Source organism: Glutamicibacter sp. Je.9.36 (assembly GCF_051129975.1).
Classification (GTDB): Bacteria; Actinomycetota; Actinomycetes; order Actinomycetales; family Micrococcaceae; genus Glutamicibacter.
In genome coordinates this window covers 577888-602030 of record NZ_JBCPSN010000002.1, presented here as the reverse complement: position 1 = coordinate 602030, position 24143 = coordinate 577888, and the positions used below count along the sequence as shown (strand labels likewise).

The window sequence follows — 24143 nt, the reverse complement described above, 5'->3', positions numbered from 1 at the left end:
CGACGTCCTAAGCGGAACCCGTACCGGCACGTAGAGGAAAGTACTATATGGGACGCGTGCGGTGATGTCATGCTTCACTTATCCGAAGCATGACACCAGCGTTGTTCGGTTAGGCCAATTCGCGGAACCCAAGTCGCTTATATAGATTTAGTGCAGCACCGGAAGTTCCATCTCCGATCCGCAAACTCAGGGTGTTCGCCCCATGCTTCTTGCACGCAGACATGGCAGCGGCAATCAAGGTGTGGCCCAGGCCATGCCCTTGATGGAGGGGATCAACGAAAAGATCGATGATGAATGGGCCGAATAGATCCTCATCCCAGATCGATTTCTCGACAACAAAGATCGCCCCAATCGGCCTTCCCTGTCGCGACGCGACAAAAGAAGCATTTTCGAGGAGCTGACCAAACTCGTTGGCAAAAGTTTCTTCCATCTCGGATTGCGCTTCTTCAAGAGTCCCGGCCGCAATTCCGGGTGGGTACGCTGCGAAATACGGATCAGCTAGCTCCGTCGCGGATGAAGATTCTGCATGGCAAATTTCTGCGTACGAAGAAACAGCGGGAGCGAAATCTGCGTGCTGAAGAACAGCTTGTAAAACATCAGAGGGCATGGCAAATCCATTCGTAGGTCTTCTGAACTGATTGAGAGAAAACTTCATGAATGGAACATGACTTGAATCTAGCATCCAAAAAATCAGTGGTCTACAGAAAATTTTCCAATACTTTTGACGTGTTGAGTAGGCTCAGCTGGCTTTCGACGAGAGTGTCCCGAAAGCCGGTCACAAATAGGATCGCGCCACGTGCTGACTCGCATCGCAGAAGTTTCATGGATTTACAGGAACACTGGCCGTTCCGTATGCCCCGTCCGGTGTAGAGACCGGTGAGGGGGCGTGAAACGGAACGATGTGGCGCTGCCTCATGATGTCGAATGCTTGCGCAGAAAACAATCGCTGTCGAATGGCATAGACGCCGCGGACGATGCCACTACGCGGAACATTTGGCCAGATTCGCGATGTGGTTTCGTTACGAATCAGCGGTTGCGGTACCCCTGGTTGGCGGCGTGAACCGAACGTCGAATTTTATCCGTTTTCCCGCTCGTGCAACACAGAGCATGCGCTCGCCGCTCATTGGCATCTACGAGATAGCTGCGAACTCGGGGAGCTACAGCACACGAGACAGGCGCAAGCGGGAATCCAAGGGCAACCGGTACCTCGAATGGGACGTCGTGGTCCGATCTGGATTCATGGGGACGCTGGCTCACCGGTCGACATTTCGGGTGGATGGACGGGCACGCATTGCGCTCGCCGTGCGCCGGAGCAGGGGCTGCGAGAATTAACTGTGAGTTGCGTCCATTCGTACACGTATTCGAAGTAGTTTTCGATTAGTATGGCCTCGTGGCTATTTCATCGCAGAGTAAAAGAACTGATCTGACTCGCCTGGTCGTCAAGGGTGCACGCGAGCACAACCTGAAAAACGTGGACATTGATCTCCCGCGTGACGCAATGATTGTCTTTACCGGCCTTTCCGGTTCGGGCAAGTCCTCCTTGGCCTTCGACACCATCTTTGCCGAAGGCCAGCGCCGCTACGTCGAATCGCTCTCTGCCTACGCCCGCATGTTCCTCGGCCAGGTGGACAAGCCCGATGTGGATTTCATCGAGGGCCTGTCGCCAGCGGTGTCCATCGACCAGAAGTCAACCAGCCGCAACCCGCGTTCCACCGTGGGAACGATTACCGAAGTGTACGACTACATGCGCCTGCTGTGGGCCCGCGTGGGCCGTCCGCATTGCCCGATCTGCCACGAACCGATCTCCAAGCAGACGCCGCAGCAGATCGTCGACCAGCTGATGGAGCTACCGGAGAAAACCCGCTTCCAGATCCTCGCCCCGGTAGTGCGCTCGCGCAAGGGCGAATTCGTCGACCTGTTCGCAGAGCTCTCGTCCAAGGGCTTCGCCCGTGCCCGCGTTGACGGCGCCACCATCCAGCTGAACGATCCGCCGAAGCTGGCCAAGCAGGTCAAGCACACCATTGAAGTGGTCGTCGACCGCCTGGCTATCAAGGAAGATGCCCGCCAGCGCTTGACCGACTCCATCGAAACGGCCCTGGGCATTGCCGAGGGCCGCGTGCTGGCCGACTTCGTGGACTTGGACGAGGATGATCCCCAGCGCGTGCGCGCGTTCTCCGAGAACCTGGCCTGCCCCAATGAGCATCCGCTGGCCATCGATGAGATCGAGCCGCGCACTTTCTCCTTCAATAACCCGTTCGGTGCCTGCTCGGCCTGTTCCGGCATCGGCACCAAGCTGGAAGTCGATGAGCACCTGATTGTTCCGGACGGCGAGGTCACCTTGGCCGAGGGCGCGATCGCCCCATGGTCGCTGGGCAAGGCCACCACCGAATACTGGAACCGCTTGATCGAAGGCCTGGGCCATGAGCTGGGCTTCACCATGGACACCCAGTGGCAGGACCTGCCGGCTGCCGCCCGCGAAGCGATCCTGAATGGCAAGGACCACAAGGTGGTCGTGCAGTACAAGAACCGCTTCGGCCGCGAGCGCAAGTACTCCACCGGCTTCGAGGGCGTCATTTCCTACGTGCACCGCAAGCACCAGGAAACCGAATCGGATCACGCCCGCGACCGCTACGAGCAGTACATGCGCCAGATCCCGTGCCCTACCTGCGGCGGCGCACGCCTGAATCCGGCGTCGCTCTCGGTCTTGGTGGGCGGGCGTTCCATCGCTGAAGTTGCCGCCATGGATCTGCGCAGCGCCGCGGAATTCCTCTCCACGATCGTGCTCACCGCACGCGAGGCGCAGATCGCCGCGCAGGTGCTCAAGGAAATCGACGCGCGCATGAAGTTCCTGCTGGACGTCGGACTGGAGTACCTGACCCTGGAACGCGCTGCTGGCACCTTGTCCGGCGGCGAGGCGCAGCGCATTCGCCTGGCTACGCAGATTGGTTCGGGCCTGGTGGGCGTGCTCTACGTTCTGGACGAGCCGTCCATCGGCCTGCACCAGCGCGATAACCGCCGCCTGATCGACACCCTGCTGCACCTGCGATCGCTGGGCAACACCCTGATCGTGGTGGAGCACGACGAAGACACCATTGCCGAAGCCGACTGGATCGTGGACATCGGCCCGGGCGCCGGCGAGCACGGCGGCGAAGTGGTGCACTCCGGATCCCTGGAGGGCCTGAAGCAGAACACCAAGTCGCTGACCGGAGACTACCTTTCGGGCCGCAAGCAGATCGACATCCCGTCCAAGCGCCGCAAGATCGACAAGGAGCGCAAGCTCAAGGTGGTCGGTGCCAACGAGAACAACCTGCAGAATGTGTCGGTGGAGTTCCCGCTGGGCGTGCTGACCGCGGTGACCGGCGTGTCCGGCTCGGGCAAGTCCACCCTGGTCAACGACATCCTGTACAAGGTGCTGGCCAACAAGCTCAACGGCGCCAAGCAAGTGCCCGGCCGCCACACCCGCGTGCAGGGCCTGGAGCACCTGGACAAGGTGGTCCACGTGGACCAGTCGCCCATCGGCCGGACCCCGCGTTCGAACCCTGCGACCTACACTGGCGTGTTCGACCACATCCGCAAGCTGTTTGCGGAGACCAATGAGGCGAAGCTGCGCGGCTACCAGCCGGGCCGGTTCTCCTTCAACGTCAAGGGCGGCCGCTGCGAATCCTGCTCGGGTGACGGCACGCTGAAGATCGAGATGAACTTCCTGCCGGACGTTTACGTGCCCTGCGAGGTCTGCCAGGGCGCCCGCTACAACCGCGAAACCCTGCAGGTGCTGTACAAGGGCAAGAACATTGCCGATGTGCTGGACATGCCGATTGCCGAAGGCGCCGAGTTCTTCAGTGCCTTCACCCCGATCGCCCGCCACCTGCGCACGCTGGTGGACGTGGGCCTGGGCTACGTGCGCCTGGGGCAGCCGGCAACCACCCTCTCCGGTGGCGAGGCCCAGCGCGTGAAGCTGGCTGCGGAACTGCAGAAGCGTTCCAATGGCCGCTCCATCTACGTCCTGGACGAGCCGACCACCGGTCTGCACTTCGAAGATATCCGCAAGCTGCTCAAGGTGCTGCAGGGATTGGTCGACAAGGGCAACACCGTGTTGACCATCGAGCACAACCTGGATGTCATCAAGTCGGCTGACTGGGTCATCGACCTTGGCCCGGAAGGCGGCTCAGGCGGCGGCACGATCCTGGCTGCTGGCACCCCGGAAAAGGTGGCCAAGGTGAGCGAATCGCACACCGGGAAGTTCCTCTCCGAGATCCTGTAATGCCTGGCGGAGAATGTTCGACATATGCGATTTCAGTTATGGATTGCTAACCCGCGTCCGCTTCATGGGAAGATGGCTAGGTGAATATGTCGGTAACAAGTGTGCTCTTCGATCTGGATGGGACCCTCGTGGACCCTGCCGGTGCCATAACTTCGGGTATCCGCCACGCGCTCACCTCCCATGGTTTGGCCGATCCGGGCGAAGCACGAGTTGAAGCGCTGGTAGGCCCGCCCCTCCAAATCGGGCTGCGTACGCTTGACGGCGTCACCGACGGGAACATCGACTCCATCATCGCGGCCTACCGCGCCCGCTATGCCGAGGTGGGCATGGCCGAATCCGTGATCTACCCGGGCATTGTGGCGCTCCTGGACGCGTTGCGCGCGGCCGGGATCTACGTCGCAGTGACCACGGCCAAGCCCATCAACATTGCGCGCCAGCTCATTGCACGCAAGGGGCTGGATGAGCATCTCGATGCGATTCACGGCAACGCGGATGAGCACGGGAGCATGGGTTCGAGCAAGACGCACATTGTCGCTGAGGCTTTGGAGCACGGGCAGCTGGACCCGGCGAGCAGCGTCGTTGTGGGGGACCGCTACTACGATTGGGATGCCGCCCGCGAGAATTCGGTGGCTTCGGTCGGTGTCGCGTGGGGCTTTGCCCAGGACGATGAACTGCAGCAGGCAGGCACAACTGTGGCGACAACCCGGGACCTTGCTGAGCTCCTGCTCGGAGCACAGCTGGCAAACACGCTGAACCTCGACGATGACCTCATGCAGGAAGGTGCAAAGTAGATGAGCATCTACACCATGACCCGTTCGTCGATTCGGGGCGTCATCCACGGTGTCTGCCGTGCGGAAGTAACCGGGCTTGAGAACGTTCCCAAGGAAGGCGGCTTCATTGTCGCCTCCAACCACCTGTCATTCTTCGACTCCTTGATCATTCAGGCGTTGACCCCGCGCGACGTGGCGTTCTTCGCCAAGGCGGAATACTTCACCACCCCGGGACTGAAGGGCAAGGTGATGAAGACCTTCTTCGAATCCGTGGGATCCATTCCGGTGCAGCGTGGCGAACAGGCAGCTTCGGTTGCCGCCCTCGATTCCCTGGTGGAAATCGTCGAAGGCGGCAAGGGCATTGGCATCTACCCTGAGGGCACTCGCTCGCGCGATGGCAAGTTGTACCGCGGACGCACCGGCGTGGGCTGGCTGGCGCTGACCACCGGTGTACCAGTGGTGCCGGTGGGCTTGATCGGCACCCAGAAGCTGCAGCCTGCTGGTTCCAAGGGTTTCCGTCCTGCCAAATTCCATATCCACTATGGCGAGCCGCTGTACTTCGACCAGCTCGGACGCAAGCACCCGTTGCCGCAGCGCCGCCAGGCCACGGACCGGATCGTCGATGCGATTGCCGAGCTTTCCGGCCAGGAACGCGTCGATTCCTACAACCAGCTGCCACCGGACGCGAAATAGACCATGGCTGATCCGGCAAGTTACCGTCCGAGAACTTCGGACATTCCCACGAAACCGGGCGTGTACCGTTTCCGCGATGAACACGGCCGTGTCATCTACGTTGGCAAGGCCAAGGTCCTGCGCAACCGCTTGACCTCCTACTTCGCCAATCCTGACCGGCTCACGCCCAAAACTAGGGCCATGGTATTCACCGCCGGCAGCGTGGAGTGGACCGTAGTAGGTTCCGAATTGGAAGCGCTGCAGCTGGAGTACTCCTGGATCAAGGAATACAATCCCCGGTTCAATATTGTTTTCCGTGATGACAAGACCTACCCGTACCTTGCCGTCACTTTGAACGAAAAGTACCCGCGCGCCCTGGTCATGCGCGGGGACAAGCGCAAGGGCGTGAAGTATTTCGGGCCGTTCTATCCGGCCAAGGCCATCCGGGAAACCCTCGATACGCTGTTGCGGGTCTTTCCTGTGCGCAGCTGTGCGCCTGGCGTGTTCAAGCGTGCCGAAGCATCGGGTCGCCCTTGCCTCTTGGGGTACATCGACAAATGCTCGGCGCCCTGCGTGGGGCGCATCAGCGAAGAAGACCACCGCCAACTGGCTGATGACCTATGCACCTTCATGAGCGGTGAGGCTACTAAGTTCACCAAGGCCCTGACAGCCAAGATGCAAGAGGCGGTGGCCGAACTCGAATACGAGAAGGCCGCCCGCTATCGCGATGACATTGCCGCACTGAACAGAGTTTTTGAACGCAACGCCGTGGTCCTTGATGACCGTACCGAAGCTGATATCTTCGGCATTCATGGCGATGAATTGGAAGCCGCCGTGCAGGTATTCCATGTCCGCGACGGCCGTATCCGTTCGCAACGAGGCTGGGTCGTCGAAAAGGTTGCGGATACCACCGGCGCTGAATTCGTCGAGCAGCTTCTCACCCAGGTCTACGCAGATCACGCGGACCGGATTCCCAAGGAAATCCTGGTTCCGACTCTGCCCGAAGACATTGAGGATGTCACGACCTGGCTCACTGAGCTGCGCGGTTCCAAAGTCTCCTTGCGCGTCGCCCAACGCGGCGACAAAGCGGCACTGGCATCCACCGTCGTGGAGAACGCGGAACAAGCGCTGCGCCTGCACAAATCGAAGCGAGCAGGTGATATCACCACGCGTTCGCTGGCGATGCAGGAACTGCAGGATGCACTGGGCGCCGAACAAGCACTGCTGCGCATCGAATGCTATGACGCGTCGCATACCCAAGGCACCAACGTGGTTGCTTCCATGGTGGTCTTTGAAGATGGATTGCCCAAGAAGAGCGAATATCGAAAGTTCTCCATCACCGGTGATGCAGCACGCGATGATACCGCCAGCATGTACGACGTGATCTACCGTCGCTTCAGCCGCTATCTGAAAGAGAAGATCGACCCCAAGAGCTTTGCAACCGGGGAAATGGATGAAGAAACCGGCGAGCAGGAAAAGAAGCGATTCTCCTACCCGCCATCCCTGGTGATCGTTGACGGCGGACCGCCCCAGGTGGCCGCGGCGCAGAAGGCCATGGACGATCTGGGAATCGATGACATTCCTGTGGTCGGCCTGGCTAAGCGCTTGGAAGAACTGTGGCTGCCCGACGATCCGTTCCCGGTGATCCTGCCGCGTGCCTCAGCTGCCCTGTATTTGGTGCAGCGGCTTCGCGACGAGGCGCACCGTTTTGCGATCAACTTCCACCGCGCCAAGCGTGCCAAATCCATGATCGCCTCGGATTTGGACGCGATCCCGGGGCTGGGCAAGTCCAAGCAGGCTGCTCTGCGCAAGCACTTCGGGTCGATGAAGAAGATCCGTGCGGCGAGCATCGAGGAGCTGATGGACGTGCCAGGAGTCGGTGAAAAACTTGCGACTTCCATCAAAGAGTCCCTAGAAGACGCTTCATTAACCGGTGTGAATATGACTACAGGCGAAATTGTCGACTAGCCTTGTGATATGACCGCTGAGTATGAAGCAGTAAAACCCCCTGAGTCCGAACTCGTGATCGTAACCGGCATGTCAGGTGCCGGTCGCACCACAGTCGCGCATGCTCTGGAAGACCAGGGCTGGTACGTAGTGGAGAACCTTCCACCGGCCATGCTTGGACCCTTGACGGAGATGATGAGCCGTTCGCAGGGCTCCATCCCGAAGATGGCTGTCGTGATGGACGTGCGCTCCAAGGAAATGTTCCCGGAAATCCGCGATGCCTTGGCGAACCTGACAGCCAGCGGGGTGAAGTTCCGCCTGGTCTACCTCGACGCCAGCGACGAGGTGCTGATCCGCCGCTTCGAGCAGGGTCGCCGGCCGCATCCGCTGCAGGATGACGGCCGCATTGTCGACGGCATCAAGCGCGAACGCGGAATCACCGATCAATTGCGTGAAGCTGCCGAAATCATCTTGGATTCCACGACCATGTCGGTGCACGACCTGGCACGTGCAGTCAACGAACTGTTCAGCGAATCCGGGCCGATCATCCTGCGCATCAACGTGATGAGCTTCGGGTTCAAGTACGGCCTGCCCGCCGATGCCAACTACGTGGCAGATGTCCGTTTCATCCCCAACCCCCATTGGGTACCTGAACTGCGCCCGCAGACAGGCAAGGACAAGGAAGTGTCGGACTATGTGCTGAGCCAGGAAGGCACGAGCGAGTTCATCGAGAACTACCTCAAGGCATTGGAACCGGTCTTTGAAGGCTACCGCCGCGAGAATAAGCACTACGCGACTATTGCCGTGGGCTGCACCGGCGGCAAGCACCGCTCGGTAGCAACCACCATCGAGCTGGGCCGGCGCCTGGCGCAGTTCCCGAACGTCAGGGTGAATATCAGCCACCGTGATCTGGGGCGTGAGTAGCCGCCATGGCCTTTGCTACAGGTCCGATCCCGATCCAGGGACTGACTCGAAGTGATGATTACCGCAACCCATCGGTGGTTGCCTTGGGCGGGGGACACGGGCTGTCCTCGTCGCTCTCTGCCCTGCGCCGTCTGACTACCGACCTCACCGCCGTCGTCACGGTGGCCGATGACGGCGGCAGTTCAGGGCGGCTTCGGGGATCCTTCGATGTGCTGCCCCCGGGAGACTTGCGCATGGCGCTGGCTGCGCTGTGCGACGACAATGACTGGGGCCGTACCTGGCGCGATGTCATGCAGTACCGCTTTGAATCGACCGAAAACGCCGACGAGCCATTGAACGGCCATGCCGTTGGCAATTTGCTGATCCTGGCGCTGTGGGAGTTGCTCGATAACCCGGTAGCTGGCCTGCGTTGGGCAGGTGCCCTGCTTGGCGCGCGCGGGCAGGTCCTGCCAATGAGCACGGTTCCGCTGTCCATCCATGGCGAGGTTCTTGAATCCGACCCGGTGAACGACACCTTGGTGCGTCGCCGAATCGATGGGCAGGCCAAGCTGGCTCGTGCCGGTTCCGGCGGCCTGGTTACCCACGTGTACCTGGAACCGTCCGATGCGCCGGCCTGCTCCGAAGCGCTGGAATCCATCGATCTGGCGGACTGGGTGATTCTCGGTCCCGGTTCCTGGTACACCTCGGTGCTCCCGCATCTGCTGCTGCCGGATATGCGCCAGGCCCTGGCATCGACCACGGCCAAGAAGCTGCTGACCATGAACCTGGCCTTTGATACGGCAGAGACTTCCGGGATGGACGCCGCGGCGCACTTGGAGGTGCTGGGACGTTACGCACCCGAGGTCAAATTCGATGCAATTATTGCCGACGAATCAAAGATTCTTAACAGGGATCGATTTGAGCTGGCAGCGCAAAAACTCGGTGCGCGTGTCTTTTTTAGTACAGTAGGAGTATCTGACGGTCGTGCTGTGCACGACCCGTTGCGACTAGCGGCGGCCTATCACGAGGTGTTTACCGCGATCGGGTCTTAGGAAGATCCAAGTAAGGGAGTTTGATTCATGGCATTGACGGCTTCCGTCAAAGACGAGCTGTCGCGGGTAGAGATTCGCAAGCCATCGGTCCGCAAGGCCGAGGTTTCGACCATGCTCCGCTTCAGCGGCGGGCTGCACATCGTCTCCGGGCGAATTGTCATCGAAGCAGAAGTGGACCTCGCGGCGACGGCCCGGCGGTTGAAGATTGCTATCGGCGAGCTGTACGGCCACGATGCCGAAATCGTCATGGTTTCCGGATCGGGCATCCGCAAGGGGAGCCGCTACATTGTGCGTGTTTCCAAGGACGGCGAAGTGCTTGCACGCCAAACTGGCCTGCTTGACCAGCGCGGCCGGCCGGTACGCGGCCTGCCCTCGGTGATCGTCAACGGTTCTACCGCCGACGCTGAAGCTGTATGGCGCGGCGCATTCCTGTCCCACGGATCGTTGACCGAACCCGGGCGCAGCTCCGCTTTGGAAATCACCTGCCCTGGGCCAGAAGCCGCTTTGGCGCTGGTCGGTGCAGCTCGCCGCCTGGGACTGACGGTGAAGGCGCGTGAAGTGCGCGGTGTGGACCGCGTGGTGATCCGTGATGGCGATGCCATCGCCCAACTGCTGACCCGCATGGGCGCTCACGATGCGCTCATGGTCTGGGAAGAACGGCGCATGCGCAAGGAAGTGCGCGCGACGGCGAACCGCTTGGCGAACTTCGACGACGCCAACCTGCGGCGCAGCGCCCAGGCAGCGGTAGCTGCCGGTGCCCGCGTTGAGCGTGCACTGGGCATCTTGGGCGACGAGGTTCCCGAGCACTTGCGCTATGCGGGACTGCTGCGCCTTGAGCACAAGCAAGCCTCCTTGGATGAGCTCGGCCGCATGGCCGAACCGCCAATGACCAAGGACGCCATTGCTGGCCGAATCCGCCGCCTTTTGGCTATGGCGGATAAAAAGGCGAGCGATCTGGGAATACCAGGTACGGAGTCCAGCGTTCCAGGAGATGAACTGGAACATTAAAATGTCCCCGCGGGAGCCCTCCCGCGGAGATTCAACCAATTGAGAAGATTGAGGAGAATCATGGCTGTTTATTCACTGCCAGAACTGCAGTACGACTACGCCGCACTGGAGCCGAACATCTCGGCTCGCATCATGGAACTGCACCACTCCAAGCACCATGCAACCTACGTTGCTGGCGCAAACTCGGCACTGGAGCAGTTGGCTGAAGCTCGCGAAAAGGGCGAATTCGGCAACATCCCTAAGCTGTCCAAGGACCTGGCGTTCCACCTGGGTGGCCACACCAACCACTCGATCTTCTGGAACAACCTGTCCCCAGAGGGTGGCGACAAGCCTGAGGGCGAGCTGGCAGCGGCCATCGACGACTTCTTCGGTTCGTTCGACGCTTTCCGTGGCCACTTCACCGCTTCGGCCATGAGCCTGCAGGGCTCGGGCTGGGCAGTGCTGGCATACGACGCACTGGGCGGCCAGCTGGTCATCGAGCAGCTGTACGACCAGCAGGGCAACATCCCAGTGGCAACCACCCCGCTGCTGATGCTGGACATGTGGGAGCACGCCTTCTACCTGGACTACGTCAACGTCAAGGCTGACTACGTCAAGGCGTTCTGGAACATCGTGAACTGGGCAGATGTCCAGGCTCGATTCGAAGCTGCCCGCAACGGCGCAGCAGCGCTGATCCTTCCAGGCAAGTAAGACTTATCTGGTAAGTTAGCTCACATTCTGCGCTAATGTAGCGTAGTATGTTTCAAGTGTGTTGCGGATCCCGGCAATTCGTTGGGATCCGCAAGCACGGCACAACGGAGTGTCCTCTTAAAGAAGGCCACCTCCGCTCGCGTGCGGTCGTGGCATCATCATCCCATTTAGAGGAGATAGTCACGTGACAACCCGTGTTGGAATCAATGGTTTCGGTCGTATCGGACGCAACTTCCTGCGTGCAGTTCTGGCCCATAAGGCAGACATTGAAATCGTCGCCGTCAATGACCTTGGTTCAATCGATTCGCTTGCTCACCTGGTGAAGTTCGATTCCGTGCTCGGCCCAGTGGGCGAGCCGGTATCCGTGGACGGCGATACCATCGTCGTCGGAGAACGCCGTATCAAGGTTCTGTCTGAGCGCGAGCCAGCCAACCTTCCATGGGGCGAATTGAACGTCGATGTCGTCATTGAATCGACCGGATTCTTCACCAACGCAGAAGACGCCAAGAAGCACGTAGCTGCTGGCGCAAAGAAGGTCATCATCTCGGCTCCTGCCAAGAATGAAGACATCACCATCGTGATGGGCGTCAACCAGGACAAGTACGATCCTGCAAACCACGCCATCATTTCGAACGCGTCATGCACCACCAACTGCCTGGCTCCAGTAGCCAAGGTGCTGAACGAAGAGTTCGGCATTGTTGATGGCCTGATGACCACCATCCACGCTTACACCGCAGACCAGCGCCTGCAGGATGCACCGCACAGCGACCCGCGCCGTGCCCGCGCCGCGGCGCTGAACGTCATCCCGACCTCGACCGGTGCCGCAAAGGCCATCGGCGTGGTGCTCCCAGAGCTGAAGGGCAAGCTGCACGGTTACGCTATGCGCGTACCAGTTCCAACCGGTTCGGCCACCGACCTGACCGTGAACCTGGCCCGCACCGCAACTGTGGAAGAAATCAACGCAGCATTCGAGAAGGCAGCTGCCGAGGGTGCATTGAGCGGATACCTTGAGTACTCCACCGATCCACTGGTTTCTTCGGACATCGTGACCAACCCCCACTCGGCAGTTTTCGACTCCGGTCTGACCACCGTGATGGGCAACAGCGTGAAGGTCGTCGCGTGGTACGACAACGAGTGGGGCTACTCCTCGCGACTTGTTGACCTCGTTGAATTCGTGGGATCCAGCCTCTAGTCGATAACCTAGAGACATGTCTTCTCACACCATTGACGAATTGATCGCTGACAACGGCGTCCGCGGACGGTACGTTCTGGTCCGCAGTGACCTGAACGTACCGCTCGACGGTGCAACTGTGACCGATGATGGCCGCGTCCGCGCGTCGCTGCCAGTCATCGGCAAGCTGGCTGAAGCTGGCGCAAAGGTCATCGTAATGGCCCACTTGGGACGCCCCAAGGGCCAGGTCGATGCCAAGTACTCCATCGCTCCTGCGGCTAACCGCCTGGACGAACTGGCTGGCTTCGACGTAGCTGTTGCCGAAGACGTGGTGGGCGACTCCGCTCGCCAGTTGGCGGCAAACCTCGAAGAGGGCTCCGTGCTGGTTCTGGAGAACGTCCGCTTCGATGCTCGCGAAACCTCCAAGGATGATGCGCAGCGCGAAGAGTTCGCCAAGGAATTGGCTGCGCTGACCGGTCAGAACGGCGCTTACGTGAACGACGCTTTCGGCGCTGTGCACCGGAAGCACGCTTCGGTTTACGACATCGCCAGTCTGCTGCCTAGCTACCAGGGCGACCTGGTTGCTACCGAGGTCAAGGTCCTCAAGACCCTGACCGAGGCCCCGAAGCGCCCATACGTTGTGGTGCTCGGAGGGTCCAAGGTATCGGACAAGCTCGCTGTCATCGACAACCTTCTGGGCAAGGCCGATCAGCTGCTGATCGGTGGCGGCATGGCCTTCACTTTCCTCAAGGCGCAGGGCTTCGCCATTGGCAGCTCGCTGCTTGAAGAAGACCAGATCGCAACCTGCCAGGAATACCTGCAGCGGGCCGAGAAGCTCGGCTGCGACATCATCGTGCCTAGCGACGTCGTCGTGGCAAGCAAGTTCGGTGCCGACGCAGAGCACGAGGTGCTGGCCGCAGACAAGATCGAAGAAGCCAGCTTCGGCTCCAACGGCCTTGGCCTGGACATCGGACCAAAGTCCGCTGAACTGTTCGCAAGCTACATCACCAGCGCAAATACCGTGTTCTGGAACGGCCCGATGGGCGTCTTCGAGATCCCTGCTTTCGCCGAAGGTACCCGTACCGTCGCGCAGGCTCTGGCGGACTCGGAAGCGTTCAGCGTCGTAGGTGGCGGCGATTCCGCTGCAGCCGTGCGCGCACTGGGCTTCTCGGAGGATGACTTCGGCCATATCTCCACCGGTGGCGGCGCTTCGCTGGAGTACCTCGAAGGCAAGACCCTGCCGGGTGTTGCCGCATTGGAAGGCTAATAATGACCATTTCGCAGAACGGCGCCTTTGTGCGCCAGCCGCTGATTGCCGGCAACTGGAAGATGAACATGGACCACGTCCAGGGCATCACCCTGGTGCAGAAGCTGGCGTGGACCTTGAAGGACCACGAGCACGATTACGATCGTGCCGAGGTCGCAGTGTTCCCTCCCTTCACCGACATCCGCGGCGTGCAGACGCTGACCCTGGGCGACAAACTGGATATCGTTTACGGTGCCCAGGATCTATCCGCACAGGACTCAGGTGCGTACACTGGTGAAATTTCGGGCCAGTTCCTCAAGAAGCTCGGCTGCACCTACGTTTTGGTAGGCCACTCCGAGCGTCGCGAGTACCACAATGAAACCAACCAGGTGATTGCCGCCAAGCTGGCTGCTGCCTACCGCCACGACCTGACCCCGATGCTCTGCGTCGGCGAAGGCCTGGAAGTACGCAAGGCCGGCGAGCATGTGGCATTCACCCTGGACCAGTTGGCTCAGTCGCTGGAAGGCGTAACCGCTGAGCAGGCCGCAAGCCTGGTCATCGCCTACGAACCAGTCTGGGCCATCGGTACGGGTGAAGTTGCCGGACCAGCTGACGCGCAGGAAATGTGCGCCGCAATTCGCGGTGCGCTGGCTGAACGCTTCGGTGCAGAGATTGCCGAGAAGACTCAACTGCTCTATGGCGGTAGTGTTAAGGCAGCAAATGCCGCATCGATCATGCGCGAACGCGATGTTGATGGCGTGTTGGTTGGCGGTGCCAGCCTGGATGCCGAGGAATTTGCTAATATTGTCAGGTTCGAGCATCATCTCGTCACCGACTGAATCTAACTAAGGAACCGTCGACTTGGATATTATCAAGATCATTTTGCAGGTATTGCTGGGCATTACAAGCGTCCTGCTGACCCTGCTGATCCTTTTGCACAAGGGCCGTGGTGGCGGTATGTCCGACATGTTCGGCGGCGGCATGACCAGCTCAATGGGATCTTCGGGTGTAGCCGAGCGCAACCTGAACCGCATCACCATTATTCTTGGTCTGATCTGGGGTGCCGTGATTATCGGCCTCGCTCTGGTCCTGCGATTCAGCATCGAAGCCTAGGCAGTACCCTTCCGTAGCAGTCAATAGGCGCCTTCCACATCATGTGGAAGGCGCCTATTGCGCGTCTCAGGCCAGTTGCCCGAACTTCTCGGTATCGGCAATCGATCCCAGCACGAGGATCTTGTCTCCGGTCTGCAGGACGGTGTTTCCGTCCGTGTTCTTCCATTCGCCGGCCGCATTGGTCGTGGCAGCGATGGTCACCCGGTATTTATTGCGTACCCCGGCATCACTGAGTTTCACACCGTGCAATGTGGCTGGTGCGCTCATTTTCACCATGGCATAGCCTGGATCGACTTCCAGGTAGTCCATCATGGATCCGCGCACCAGGTGGGCGACTCGCTTGCCCATGTCCTTCTCCGGGTAGACGATGTGGTGGATTCCGAGCTGCTCCAGGATCAGCCCGTGCCGATCGTCCTGCGCCTTGGCCCAGATCTGCGGGATCCCCATGCTGACCAAGAGCGAGCAGCACAAGATGGATGACTGCAGGTGGCTGCCGACGGCAACCACCACGCGGTCGAATTCGTGGATCGCGAGTTGTTCAAGGATTTCCCGGCTTGAGGCGTCGGCGCGAACCACCTGTGTCAATTCCCCGTTCAGGGACTGGACGATGTTCTCATGCACGTCAATGCCCAGGACATGGGTACCGGACTTCATCAGTTCCAGGGCCAGGGATTCGCCAAATCGCCCGAGCCCGATCACGGCAACGGAGTTCGCTTTCGACAGCCCCTTTGCGTCATTTCGAAAATTCAGTAGCTTAGCCAATTGAAGGCCTTTCCTTGGGGAGTTCGTAGAGCGCTTTTCGATCGCGCAGGGCCAGCGCGGAGCCCAGCGAGAGGACCCCGACGCGGCCCAGGTACATCAATGCAATGAGGATGCCCTTGGCAGGGTCCGGCAAATCCGGGGTAATGCCGGTGGACAACCCGACGGTGCCGAATGCGGAGGTGGCTTCAAAGAGGCAGCGGTCCAGGGAATAGCCGGTCAGCAGGAGCAGGCCCATGGTGCCGACGAATACGGCCGCTACGCCCATCAGCGCCACCGTGATGGCCTGCCGGTGCACCGAGCGGGACAGGCGCTTGCCCAGGACGTTGACGGCGGTCTCGCCGCGAAGCTCGGTCATGATGATGAACAGCAGGATCGCAGCCGTGGTGATCTTGATGCCGCCGGCGGTGCCGGCCGGCCCTCCGCCGATGAACATCAGCACATCCATGCCCAGCCAGGATGCTGGATGCATCGCGCCGATATCGATGGAATTGAAACCAGCGGTACGCGTCTGCACTGAGTGGAAGAATCCAGCCAGGATCCGCTGTGCAGGTTCAAGCTCGCCCAGCGTCTTCGGATTGGACCATTCCATGGCGGTGATGAAGATGGTGCCGCCAAGCAGCAGCAATGCGGTCATGAGCAGGACCAGGCGAGTGTTCATCGTCCACTTCAGCGAATTCCGCCAATGATGCCTGAGCTGGACCAGAACCGGGAAGCCCAAGCCGCCGAGGATGATGGCGATGCTGATGGGGATGCATAGCCACGGGTCCGCCACGAAATCCATCAGGTTATTCGAGTAGAGGGCGAATCCCGCGTTATTGAAGGAAGAGACAGCATGGAACAGGCCATGCCAGATTGCCCTGGCGGGTTCGTAGTCGTAGGCCAGCCAGAAGCGGAGGGCCAAGACGAGGGCCACTGCGGATTCGATGGCCAGTGACAGCTTGATGATCATCAATGCCGAGGTGCGCACGTCGGCACCCGAAACGGCGGAGCTTTCGCGCTGCGTGGAGAGCCGGGTGAGGTAGCCGATGCGGCCCATGACCAGCATGCTCAGCAACGATGCGACGAGCATCAGGCCCAGGCCGCCAACCTGGATCAGGACCAGGATGACGATCTTGCCGAAGAGGGTGTAGTGGGTTGCCGTATCCAAGACAGTCAGGCCGGTGACGCACACCGCTGACGTCGCGGTGAAGATCCCGTCCACCAACGATGTGAAGGTGCCTTGCGTGTTGGCCGCCGGTGAAGACAGCAGCAACCCGCCAATGAGGATTGCGCCGGCAAAGGCGAAGGCCACTGCGCGTGCGGGTTTGGCCAGCACGCTGTGCTGCGCGGCGGACCGCGCATTGGGAAGATTCATGGAGATCGCAATGGTCGAAATAACGTCTCGCGAAACCGTGGGACGAGTAGTACGAATGAAATAATACGCTCGGAAAAGCCGGTGTCAATGGTGATTCCCGTCACCTGGCCCGGGGTTAATAGCGCGCCTGCGGGAGCGCGCGGGCCGATCTGCCGCAGCCGCGCCGCCGGTTAAAGCAGACCGGCAGCCACGCGGAAAACGCGTGGCTGCCGATTGGCCGCTGGTACTGCTAGGTTTCGAGCAATTCCACGACCCGCTGTGCGGTACCCCAGGAAAGGGTGACCCCAGCCCCGCCGTGGCCGTAGGCCGCAATGACAGGCACCGCGTGCCCGTCGACGCGCTCCAGGCGGATCGTCTCGCGTGCCGGGCGCAGCCCCACCTTGTGCTCCAGGATCTCGCAGCCGGCCAGCTGGGGGACCAGGCCGATGGCACGGCGCAGCATGTCGGTGGCGGTCTGCGGGTCGACCTCGGAGTTGAAGTCGTTGGCCACGTCGGTACCGCCAACAATGATGTCATCGCGGCGCGGAATGATGTAGGTGACGCCCTGGGGATGCTCGTCATAGCAGAGCCAGTGGACCAACCCTGCGGAGTTTGCCAGGCGGATCACCTGGCCTCGGATGGGGTAGACGGTGCCGTCATCCCCGGTGAGTTCGCCGCCACGCAGGCCCGTGGCCAATACGACGGCGTCGGCCTCTTCCTTCAGCTCGTCGATGGACCCGATGGTGCGCTGGATGAACTTGACGCCCTTGGCCAAGGCTTGTTCATGCAGCCAGGACAGGTAGAGAGGCATAGTGATCACCGGGACGGTGGCACGCATGCCGGCGGCGGCAATGCGCGGGATGTCTTCTGCCGGGGCTTCGGCGGCGTCGGCGACGATCTGCGCCCAAGAGCGGTCTTCCTCCGGGGACGCTTCCAGATTCAGGCCGCGGCGCAGGTCGATGCCGGTTTCCTTGATGCCGGAGAGCTCCTCGAAGCGTGCCAGCGAACGGGCGAGCAGCAGATCGGCGGCAGCGGAGTTCTCCGAGTGGTACGGGAACCAGATGGCTGCGGCCACCGCGGAGACCGTCTGCAGCGGCAGCTGGTCGGCGATGACGGTGACCTGGTGGCCGGCGGCAGCCAGCTCATGGGCGGTGGAGAGCCCGATGACGCCGGCGCCGATCACCGTGACCTTGCGGGATGGCTGCGCGGCATCGGGCAGCGGGGCGGAATGCATGGGAACCTTTCGGGCAGGTGGCGAGGGGAAAGCAAAGGCCGGTGCCGCGATCCTGGAGTGCAGGATCGCGGCACCGGCGATGCGGTGCAGGCTAGAGCAAGGTGGCCGCGGCGCGGTCGATGATCCAGCGGGTCGCTTGGGTGCCGTGCACGGCGGAGGCCGGGACAGCGGTCTCGTTGACCTCGTGCTGGGCCTTGGCCAGCGCCGGCGCCTTGTCGGCACCGGCCACGATCAGCCAGACCTCCTTGGCGGTGTTGATGGTGCCCATGGTGAGCGTGACGCGGTGCGCAGGCGGCTTGGGGGAGTCGTGGACCGCGATGACTCCTGGCTCATCGGACCGGGTGTGGTTCGGGAAGAGCGAGGCGACATGCGAGTCCGGGCCCATGCCCAGCATCAGCACATCGAACGCGGGGTTCAAGGCGCCGTCTTCGGCTTCCCCAGCCAGCTCCTCGGCATAGGCCGCGGCGGCCTGCTCGGCGGACTCGTACTTGTCGCTGGCGCCCATGGCGTGCACGGTGGCTCGGTCCAGGCCCAATTCATCCAGCGCGTCGAACAGGGCTGCGGCCTGCAGCACGTTGCGATCTGCTGAATCGGTGGCGACAAAGCGCTCGTCGCCCCACCAGAAGTGCACCTGCGACCAGTTGACCGAGGCCTTGGCGGGGTTGGCCGCGACGGCTTCCAGGGCGGCGATGCCCAGCGAACCGCCGGTCACCACCACGTGGGCAACTCCGCGGGCGGCCAGTGCATCGGCGATCGAGGTGATCAGCCGGGCCGCAATGGCGTGGGCGGTAGCTTCCGGGTTCTCGTGGATCAGAATTTGCCTAGCGATCACTGGATCTGATGCTCCTCAGGTTGGTCAGGTTCAGGCCCTTGGTGATGACCTCGCCGAAGACGTCATCGGCGTCCAGGCGGCGCATCTCTTCGGCCAGGCATTCGGCGACCGAACGCCGTGGCAGGGAGATGCGCTGCGGGGCCGATCCGGGCAGGTAAAGGTGGGCTACCGCGCCGGAAGGGCGCGAAAGCTCCACGTCGCCGGCTTCGCGTGCCAGCCGGACGCTGGAGAGCCCGCCATTGGACTTGTCCGCGGCGATGGTCACCGGGACGTCCAGGCACAGGGTCAGCCAGGCGGCCAGCAAGGTGGTGGACGGGGAATTATCCGAGCCCTTCACGGTGATGCCGGAAAGCCCCTCGGTGCCGATCAGGTCGATGATGCTCGCCAGCTGGGCACGCCACAGGGTCAGTCGCGTCCAGGCGAGGTCGGTGTCTCCGGCCTGGTAGGTCTCGATGCGGCTGAACAGCGCGGCGGTGGGGTCTTCGGTTTCCGCCGAATCGGTGATGCGGCGGTGCGCCAGCTTGCCCAGCGCGGTGCCGGCCGGATCCTGCGGCACGCCATGCGGCCACCAGGCCACGATCGGCGCATCGGGCAGCAGCAGTGCGGAGATCAGCGCCTCGTCGGCCACGACATCCGGGCCGTAGGTGCGCATCACGATCACCTCGGAGGCGCCGGCGTCCCCGCCCACGCGGATTTGCACGTCCAGGCGGTTGGCCTCGGACTTGTTGCCGCGGACCACCACGATGATCCGGCAGGGATGCTCGCGGCTGGCCAGGTTGGCCGCCTCGATCGCGTTCTCGGCGAACCCCTCGCGGGTGATGACCACCAGGGTCATCACGCGGGAGAGCGCCACCACGCCGTGGGTGCGGCGCGAGGAGATCAGCTTCTTGGCCACCTTGGAGGTGGTGGTGTTGGGAAGATCGATCATCATGGTCGTCTCCAGGTCCTTCCATCCTTGGCCATCAGCTCATCGCTGCTTTCGGGTCCCCAGGAGCCCGGAGCGTAGGGATCGGGCTGGGTGGGCTGCGAGGCCCAGTACTCCTCGAAAGGATCCAGGATGCGCCAGGACTGCTCGACTTCCTCATGGCGCGGGAACAGCGGCGGCTCACCGAGCAGCACATCGAGGATCAGCCGCTCGTAGGCCTCGGGCGAGGATTCGGTGAAGGCGTTGCCGTAGCCGAAGTCCATGGTCACATCGCGGATCTCCATCTGGGTGCCGGGCACCTTGGAGGAGAAGCGGATGGTCGCGCCTTCGTCGGGCTGCACGCGGATCACGAACGCGTTCTGGCCGAATTCGTCGTCCTTGTGGTCGGTGAACAGCAGGTTCGGCGCCTTCTTGAAGACCACCGCGATTTCGGTGACGCGGCGGCCCAGGCGCTTGCCGGCACGCAGGTAGAACGGCACTCCGGACCAGCGGCGGGTATTGATGTTCAGGCGCACCGCCGCGTAGGTCTCGGTCTTGGACTTGGGGTTGAAGCCCTCCTCGTCGAGGAAGCCGACGACCTCCTCGGCGCCCTGCCAGCCAGAGGTGTACTGGCCTCGGGCACTGGCCGCGCCCAGGTCCTCGGGCAGCTGGACGGCGGTGAGCACCTTCTCCTTTTCGCTGCGCAGGTGGTCCGCGTCGAAGGAAATGGGTTCCTCCATGGCGGTCAGCGCCAGCAGCTGGAGCAGGTGGTTCTGGATGACGTCGCGGGCCGCGCCCACACCGTCGTAGTAGCTGGCGCGGCCGCCAATGCCGATGTCCTCGGCCATGGTGATCTGCACGTGGTCCACGTACTTGTTGTTCCACAGCGGCTCGAACATCTGGTTGCCGAAACGCAGAGCCAGCAGGTTCTGCACGGTTTCCTTGCCCAGATAGTGGTCGATGCGGAACACCGCGTCCGGCGGGAACACGGACTCCACGATCTCGTTCAGTTCGCGGGCGCTTTGCAGGTCGTGGCCGAAGGGCTTCTCGATGACCACGCGTTCCCAGCCCGGGTTCTTGTCCTTGGCCAGCTTGTGCTCGGAGAGCTTCTGGCAGACAACCTCGAACCAGCTCGGCGGGATCGAGAGGTAGAAGGCGTGGTTGCGCCCGGTGGACCGGGATTCGGCCAGTTCGTCCAGGGTCGCGGCCAGCTTCTCGTAGGCGCCATCATCGTCGAAGGCGCCGGAGATGAAGCGCATGCCGGCGGCCAGCTGGGCGAACACGGTTTCGTTGAAGGGGGTGCGGGCGCTGGCGAGGATCCATTCGCGGGCCTGGTCGGCGAAGTCCTGTGCCGTCCAGTCGCGGCGGCCGAAGCCGACAATCGCAAAATTCGGGGGAAGCAGTCCGCGGTTAGCCAGGTCGTAGACCGCTGGCATGAGTTTCTTGCGGGCAAGGTCGCCGGTGATTCCGAAGAACACCAGCGCGCCCGGACCGGCAATGCGGTTAAGCCGCCGGTCGCGGGCGTCGCGTAGTGGGTTGCTCATAGTGCCTTACTTCGCTGCCTCTAGCAGGGCAGCGATTCCGGCGGCGCGGTCCGTGAGGTTCACGCGCAGCACTGGGCGGTTATGTTCGGCGTCAGCCAGTACTGCGCCATCGCCGATCGCCTGGGCGGTGATCAGGCCGCCGAAGGTGTACGGACGCTCCGGGATCCCAAGGTCTTCCTTGTGATCCGCGGTGACCTGCAAGAACACGCCCTGTGCCGGGCCGCCCTTGTGGTACTGGCCGGTGGAGTGCAAGAAGCGCGGACCCCAGCCGAAGGTGACTGGACGGCCGGTCTTCTTGGCGAGCAGATCGCGCAGCGCGGCAAGCTCCTGGTCCGCATTGCGGTTCAGGTATGCCTGGATGGCAAGGTAGCCGTCTGCCGGAAGCTGCGCGGCGAGCTGCTCCACAGCCGCTTCCAAGGTCTTGGCCCCGGTGCCGTAGAGCTCAACTGGTCCGTCCACTGCATCCGGTGCGCTCTGCGCCGGAGCATCGAGCATGGATCGGGCGGCGATCTTCGCGGCCTCGACATCAGGCTGGTCGAAGGGGCTGATGCCCAGCAGGTAGCCGGCCACGGCGGTGGCGTACTCGAAGATCATGAAGGCGGTTCCCAGCGGTGCACTGAAGTGCACGGCGGTGGCGTCCTCGTCGAAATCCTCAGGCAGCGCGTCGTAGACGAACAGCGGCAGCACGTCCTGAGCCGGGTTCGCCAGCTCCGGTGCATCCACATGCGCGGCAACAGGCAGCACGCCCTTGCCTTCCTTGCCGGTGGACTCGGCGATCAGCTGCTCGGCCCAGTCGCCGAAGCCCGGCAGGGCATCGCCAACACAGGCAATCAGCAGCTTGTCGCGGCCCGCGGTAGCCATGGCGGCACCCAGGTGCAGCGCGAGGTTGTCCTCGTCGTCCAGAGCCAGCACATCGTTGATCAGCCCGGATTCTTCAACCAGGGCTTCGATGTCCGCGCCGGCCAGGCCCGAAGGGACCAGGCCGAAAGCGGTCAGCGCCGAGTAGCGCCCGCCGACATTCGGATCCGCAGTGAATACCGCGCGCACGCCATCGGGGTTATCCATGGGCGAGCCCGGATCGGTGACCAGCACCAAGCGGGTCGCCGGATCGATGCCGGCAGCCTGGAACGCAGCGGTGAACGCACGGCGCTGCGAATCGGTTTCCACGGTGGAACCCGACTTGGAAGCAACCACCACGACGGTGCGCTGCAGGTCGGTTTCCACGATCTGCTTGACCATCGACGGATCGGTGGTGTCGCAGATGACCAGTTCCACCTCGTCATGGGCGGTGATGACCTCAGGAGCCAGCGACGAGCCGCCCATGCCGCACAGCACGATGCGGGTCAGGCCCTCTTCTTGCAGCTCATCGCGCAGATCCAGGATCTGCGGGATCAGCTTGCCAGCTGCCTCGAAGGGGTTGACCCAACCGAGGCGGATGGCCGACTCAGCTTCTGCCTCAGGACCCCAAATGGTCGGGTCCTGGGCGGCGATGCGGCTGCCGATCTTCGCTTCGATCAGCTTCGGGAGCAACGCATCGACGGAGGCCAGGGCCTCGCCGGAGGTTACCAGACCAAGCTCCATCTACTTGGCTCCCTTCAATGCCACAGCCATGTCCTCAAGCAGCTCGTTCCATGCGACGTCGAACTTCTGAACGCCTTCGACCTCGAGCAGGTCCACGACCTCGTTGTAGTCGATGCCCAGTGCGGCGAGCTTGTCCAGCACGCGGTTGGCCGCATCGTAGCCGCCGGCGATCGCGTTGCCGCGCACCTCGGCTTCAGCCGCGGTGGCGTCCAGGGTCTTCTCCGGCATGGTGTTCACGGTCTGCGGCGCGACCAGTTCGGTCACGTACAGGGTCGACGGGTAGGCAGGATCCTTCACGCCGGTCGAAGCCCACAGCGGACGCTGGACGTTGGCACCGGCAGCTGCCAGCACCTCATAGCGTGCCGAAGCGAAGGACTCTTCGAAGACCTGGTAAGCCAGGCGGGCATTGGCCACGCCGGCCTGGCCGCGCACGGCGGCCGCGGCATCGGTGCCGATGGCGTCCAGGCGCTTGTCGATTTCCGAATCCACGCGGGAAACGAAGAAGGAAGCGACCGAGTGGATCTTGGACAGGTCCACGCCGGCAGCGTGGGCCTTCTCCAGGCCCAGCAGGTAGGCGTTGATGACCTCGCGGTAGCGTTCCAGTGAGAAGATCAGGGTGACGTTCACCGAAATGCCGGCGGCAATGGTCTCGGTGATGGCTTCCAGGCCCTCGACGGTTGCCGGGATCTTGATCAGCACGTTCTCGCGGTTCACGCGCTCGTACAGGGCCTTGGCCTGGGCGATGGTCGGTGCGGTCTCGTGAGCCAGGCGGGGATCGACCTCGATGGACACGCGGCCGTCGAAGCCCTGGGAGGACTCGTAGACGCCCTTGAACAGATCGCAGGCAGCTGCCACGTCGTCGCTGGTGATCTCGGTGATCGCGTCTTCCACCGAGCGGTGCTTCTGCTCGGCGATGGCCTCGCCGTACACCTCTGCCTTGGACAGCGATGCCGCGAAGATTGCCGGGTTGGTGGTCACGCCGACCACGTTCTTCTCTTCGATCAGCTTGGCCAGCGAGCCGCTGGTCAGCCGTTCACGCGAAAGGTCGTCCAGCCAGATGGAGACGCCGGCGTCGGACAGGGCCTGGGTATTAGGGTTGCTCATAATCTTTACTTCGGTT

The 24143-nt window shown here is 62.1% G+C and carries 21 protein-coding genes; 12 read left to right on the top strand and 9 right to left on the bottom strand.

What is annotated here, in order from left to right; all coding sequences use genetic code 11:
• Positions 1-109: 109 nt before the first annotated feature.
• Entirely contained in the window at positions 110-655 is a 546-nt protein-coding gene (locus tag AAZQ98_RS07270; protein WP_434690980.1) for a GNAT family N-acetyltransferase, read from the bottom strand.
• 735 nt (positions 656-1390) lie between these two features.
• Here AAZQ98_RS07270 and uvrA point away from each other — a divergent pair.
• The 12 genes from uvrA to secG all read left to right on the top strand — a co-directional run bounded on the left by uvrA (position 1391) and on the right by secG (position 14833).
• Positions 1391-4261 carry an excinuclease ABC subunit UvrA gene (gene uvrA, locus AAZQ98_RS07265; RefSeq protein ID WP_434690977.1) on the top strand — a complete coding sequence of 957 codons (2871 nt, stop codon included), beginning with the start codon at positions 1391-1393 and terminating at the stop codon, positions 4259-4261.
• Between the two features lie 86 nt (positions 4262-4347).
• The gene (locus AAZQ98_RS07260; protein ID WP_434690975.1) at positions 4348-5052 is read left to right on the top strand and encodes an HAD hydrolase-like protein; all 705 of its coding nucleotides are present in this window, start codon (positions 4348-4350) and stop codon (positions 5050-5052) included.
• Positions 5053-5724, top strand: coding sequence for a lysophospholipid acyltransferase family protein (locus AAZQ98_RS07255; RefSeq protein ID WP_434690972.1), 672 nt, complete (start codon positions 5053-5055; stop codon positions 5722-5724).
• Positions 5725-5727: 3 nt separating this feature from the next.
• Complete coding sequence (uvrC, locus tag AAZQ98_RS07250) at positions 5728-7671, top strand: excinuclease ABC subunit UvrC (protein WP_434690969.1); 1944 nt, start codon at positions 5728-5730, stop codon at positions 7669-7671.
• Positions 7672-7680: 9 nt separating this feature from the next.
• Positions 7681-8574, top strand: coding sequence for an RNase adapter RapZ (rapZ, locus tag AAZQ98_RS07245; RefSeq protein WP_105656669.1), 894 nt, complete (start codon positions 7681-7683; stop codon positions 8572-8574).
• A 5-nt stretch (positions 8575-8579) separates the two neighbouring features.
• Positions 8580-9605 (top strand): gluconeogenesis factor YvcK family protein, encoded by a 1026-nt coding sequence (locus AAZQ98_RS07240; RefSeq protein WP_105656668.1) that lies wholly within the window; start codon positions 8580-8582, stop codon positions 9603-9605.
• A 27-nt stretch (positions 9606-9632) separates the two neighbouring features.
• Complete coding sequence (gene whiA / locus AAZQ98_RS07235) at positions 9633-10613, top strand: DNA-binding protein WhiA (protein ID WP_105656667.1); 981 nt, start codon at positions 9633-9635, stop codon at positions 10611-10613.
• 60 nt (positions 10614-10673) lie between these two features.
• Positions 10674-11303: a superoxide dismutase gene (locus tag AAZQ98_RS07230; protein ID WP_105656666.1), complete on the top strand. Its 630-nt coding sequence runs from the start codon at positions 10674-10676 to the stop codon at positions 11301-11303.
• A gap of 184 nt (positions 11304-11487) precedes the next feature.
• Positions 11488-12495 carry a type I glyceraldehyde-3-phosphate dehydrogenase gene (gap, locus tag AAZQ98_RS07225; RefSeq protein ID WP_105656665.1) on the top strand — a complete coding sequence of 336 codons (1008 nt, stop codon included), beginning with the start codon at positions 11488-11490 and terminating at the stop codon, positions 12493-12495.
• A 16-nt stretch (positions 12496-12511) separates the two neighbouring features.
• On the top strand, positions 12512-13741 hold the full coding sequence (locus tag AAZQ98_RS07220; RefSeq protein ID WP_434690963.1) for a phosphoglycerate kinase: 1230 nt from the start codon (positions 12512-12514) through the stop codon (positions 13739-13741).
• A gap of 2 nt (positions 13742-13743) precedes the next feature.
• On the top strand, positions 13744-14559 hold the full coding sequence (gene tpiA / locus AAZQ98_RS07215) for a triose-phosphate isomerase (protein WP_105656663.1): 816 nt from the start codon (positions 13744-13746) through the stop codon (positions 14557-14559).
• Between the two features lie 22 nt (positions 14560-14581).
• On the top strand, positions 14582-14833 hold the full coding sequence (secG, locus tag AAZQ98_RS07210; protein ID WP_105656662.1) for a preprotein translocase subunit SecG: 252 nt from the start codon (positions 14582-14584) through the stop codon (positions 14831-14833).
• A gap of 66 nt (positions 14834-14899) precedes the next feature.
• On the opposite strand, the gene AAZQ98_RS07205 is transcribed toward secG, so the two are convergent.
• The 8 genes from AAZQ98_RS07205 to tal all read right to left on the bottom strand — a co-directional run bounded on the left by AAZQ98_RS07205 (position 14900) and on the right by tal (position 24127).
• Complete coding sequence (locus AAZQ98_RS07205) at positions 14900-15595, bottom strand: potassium channel family protein (RefSeq protein ID WP_388022272.1); 696 nt, start codon at positions 15593-15595, stop codon at positions 14900-14902.
• Positions 15588-16949, bottom strand: coding sequence for a TrkH family potassium uptake protein (locus tag AAZQ98_RS07200; RefSeq protein WP_434690959.1), 1362 nt, complete (start codon positions 16947-16949; stop codon positions 15588-15590). The genes AAZQ98_RS07205 and AAZQ98_RS07200 overlap by 8 nt, the downstream gene beginning before the upstream one ends.
• Before the next feature lie 229 nt (positions 16950-17178).
• Positions 17179-18162, bottom strand: a complete 984-nt coding sequence (locus AAZQ98_RS07195) for an FAD-dependent oxidoreductase (RefSeq protein ID WP_434690955.1) — start codon at positions 18160-18162, stop codon at positions 17179-17181.
• Positions 18163-18253: 91 nt separating this feature from the next.
• Positions 18254-18994 (bottom strand): 6-phosphogluconolactonase, encoded by a 741-nt coding sequence (gene pgl / locus AAZQ98_RS07190; protein ID WP_434690952.1) that lies wholly within the window; start codon positions 18992-18994, stop codon positions 18254-18256.
• Positions 18984-19925: a glucose-6-phosphate dehydrogenase assembly protein OpcA gene (locus AAZQ98_RS07185; RefSeq protein WP_105656658.1), complete on the bottom strand. Its 942-nt coding sequence runs from the start codon at positions 19923-19925 to the stop codon at positions 18984-18986. Before AAZQ98_RS07185 ends, pgl begins: the two co-directional genes overlap by 11 nt.
• Positions 19922-21442, bottom strand: coding sequence for a glucose-6-phosphate dehydrogenase (gene zwf / locus AAZQ98_RS07180; RefSeq protein ID WP_332594699.1), 1521 nt, complete (start codon positions 21440-21442; stop codon positions 19922-19924). Before zwf ends, AAZQ98_RS07185 begins: the two co-directional genes overlap by 4 nt.
• Positions 21443-21448: 6 nt before the next feature.
• Entirely contained in the window at positions 21449-23023 is a 1575-nt protein-coding gene (locus AAZQ98_RS07175; RefSeq protein WP_133834202.1) for a glucose-6-phosphate isomerase, read from the bottom strand.
• Entirely contained in the window at positions 23024-24127 is a 1104-nt protein-coding gene (gene tal / locus AAZQ98_RS07170; protein ID WP_105656655.1) for a transaldolase, read from the bottom strand.
• Between the last annotated feature and the right edge of the window lie 16 nt (positions 24128-24143).

Bases quoted from the DNA above. Each gene is read 5' to 3' on its own strand.
- AAZQ98_RS07240 (WP_105656668.1), top strand. From the start codon at position 8,580: ATGGCCTTTGCTACAGGTCCGATCCCGATCCAGGGACTGACTCGAAGT.
- AAZQ98_RS07195 (WP_434690955.1), bottom strand. From the start codon at position 18,162: ATGCATTCCGCCCCGCTGCCCGATGCCGCGCAGCCATCCCGCAAGGTC.
- AAZQ98_RS07175 (WP_133834202.1), bottom strand. From the start codon at position 23,023: ATGGAGCTTGGTCTGGTAACCTCCGGCGAGGCCCTGGCCTCCGTCGAT.
- AAZQ98_RS07255 (WP_434690972.1), top strand. From the start codon at position 5,053: ATGAGCATCTACACCATGACCCGTTCGTCGATTCGGGGCGTCATCCAC.
- AAZQ98_RS07270 (WP_434690980.1), bottom strand. From the start codon at position 655: ATGAAGTTTTCTCTCAATCAGTTCAGAAGACCTACGAATGGATTTGCC.
- rapZ (WP_105656669.1), top strand. From the start codon at position 7,681: ATGACCGCTGAGTATGAAGCAGTAAAACCCCCTGAGTCCGAACTCGTG.
- tal (WP_105656655.1), bottom strand. From the start codon at position 24,127: ATGAGCAACCCTAATACCCAGGCCCTGTCCGACGCCGGCGTCTCCATC.
- zwf (WP_332594699.1), bottom strand. From the start codon at position 21,442: ATGAGCAACCCACTACGCGACGCCCGCGACCGGCGGCTTAACCGCATT.
- AAZQ98_RS07200 (WP_434690959.1), bottom strand. From the start codon at position 16,949: ATGAATCTTCCCAATGCGCGGTCCGCCGCGCAGCACAGCGTGCTGGCC.
- tpiA (WP_105656663.1), top strand. From the start codon at position 13,744: ATGACCATTTCGCAGAACGGCGCCTTTGTGCGCCAGCCGCTGATTGCC.
- AAZQ98_RS07185 (WP_105656658.1), bottom strand. From the start codon at position 19,925: ATGATGATCGATCTTCCCAACACCACCACCTCCAAGGTGGCCAAGAAG.
- whiA (WP_105656667.1), top strand. From the start codon at position 9,633: ATGGCATTGACGGCTTCCGTCAAAGACGAGCTGTCGCGGGTAGAGATT.
- uvrC (WP_434690969.1), top strand. From the start codon at position 5,728: ATGGCTGATCCGGCAAGTTACCGTCCGAGAACTTCGGACATTCCCACG.
- AAZQ98_RS07260 (WP_434690975.1), top strand. From the start codon at position 4,348: ATGTCGGTAACAAGTGTGCTCTTCGATCTGGATGGGACCCTCGTGGAC.
- AAZQ98_RS07220 (WP_434690963.1), top strand. From the start codon at position 12,512: ATGTCTTCTCACACCATTGACGAATTGATCGCTGACAACGGCGTCCGC.
- AAZQ98_RS07230 (WP_105656666.1), top strand. From the start codon at position 10,674: ATGGCTGTTTATTCACTGCCAGAACTGCAGTACGACTACGCCGCACTG.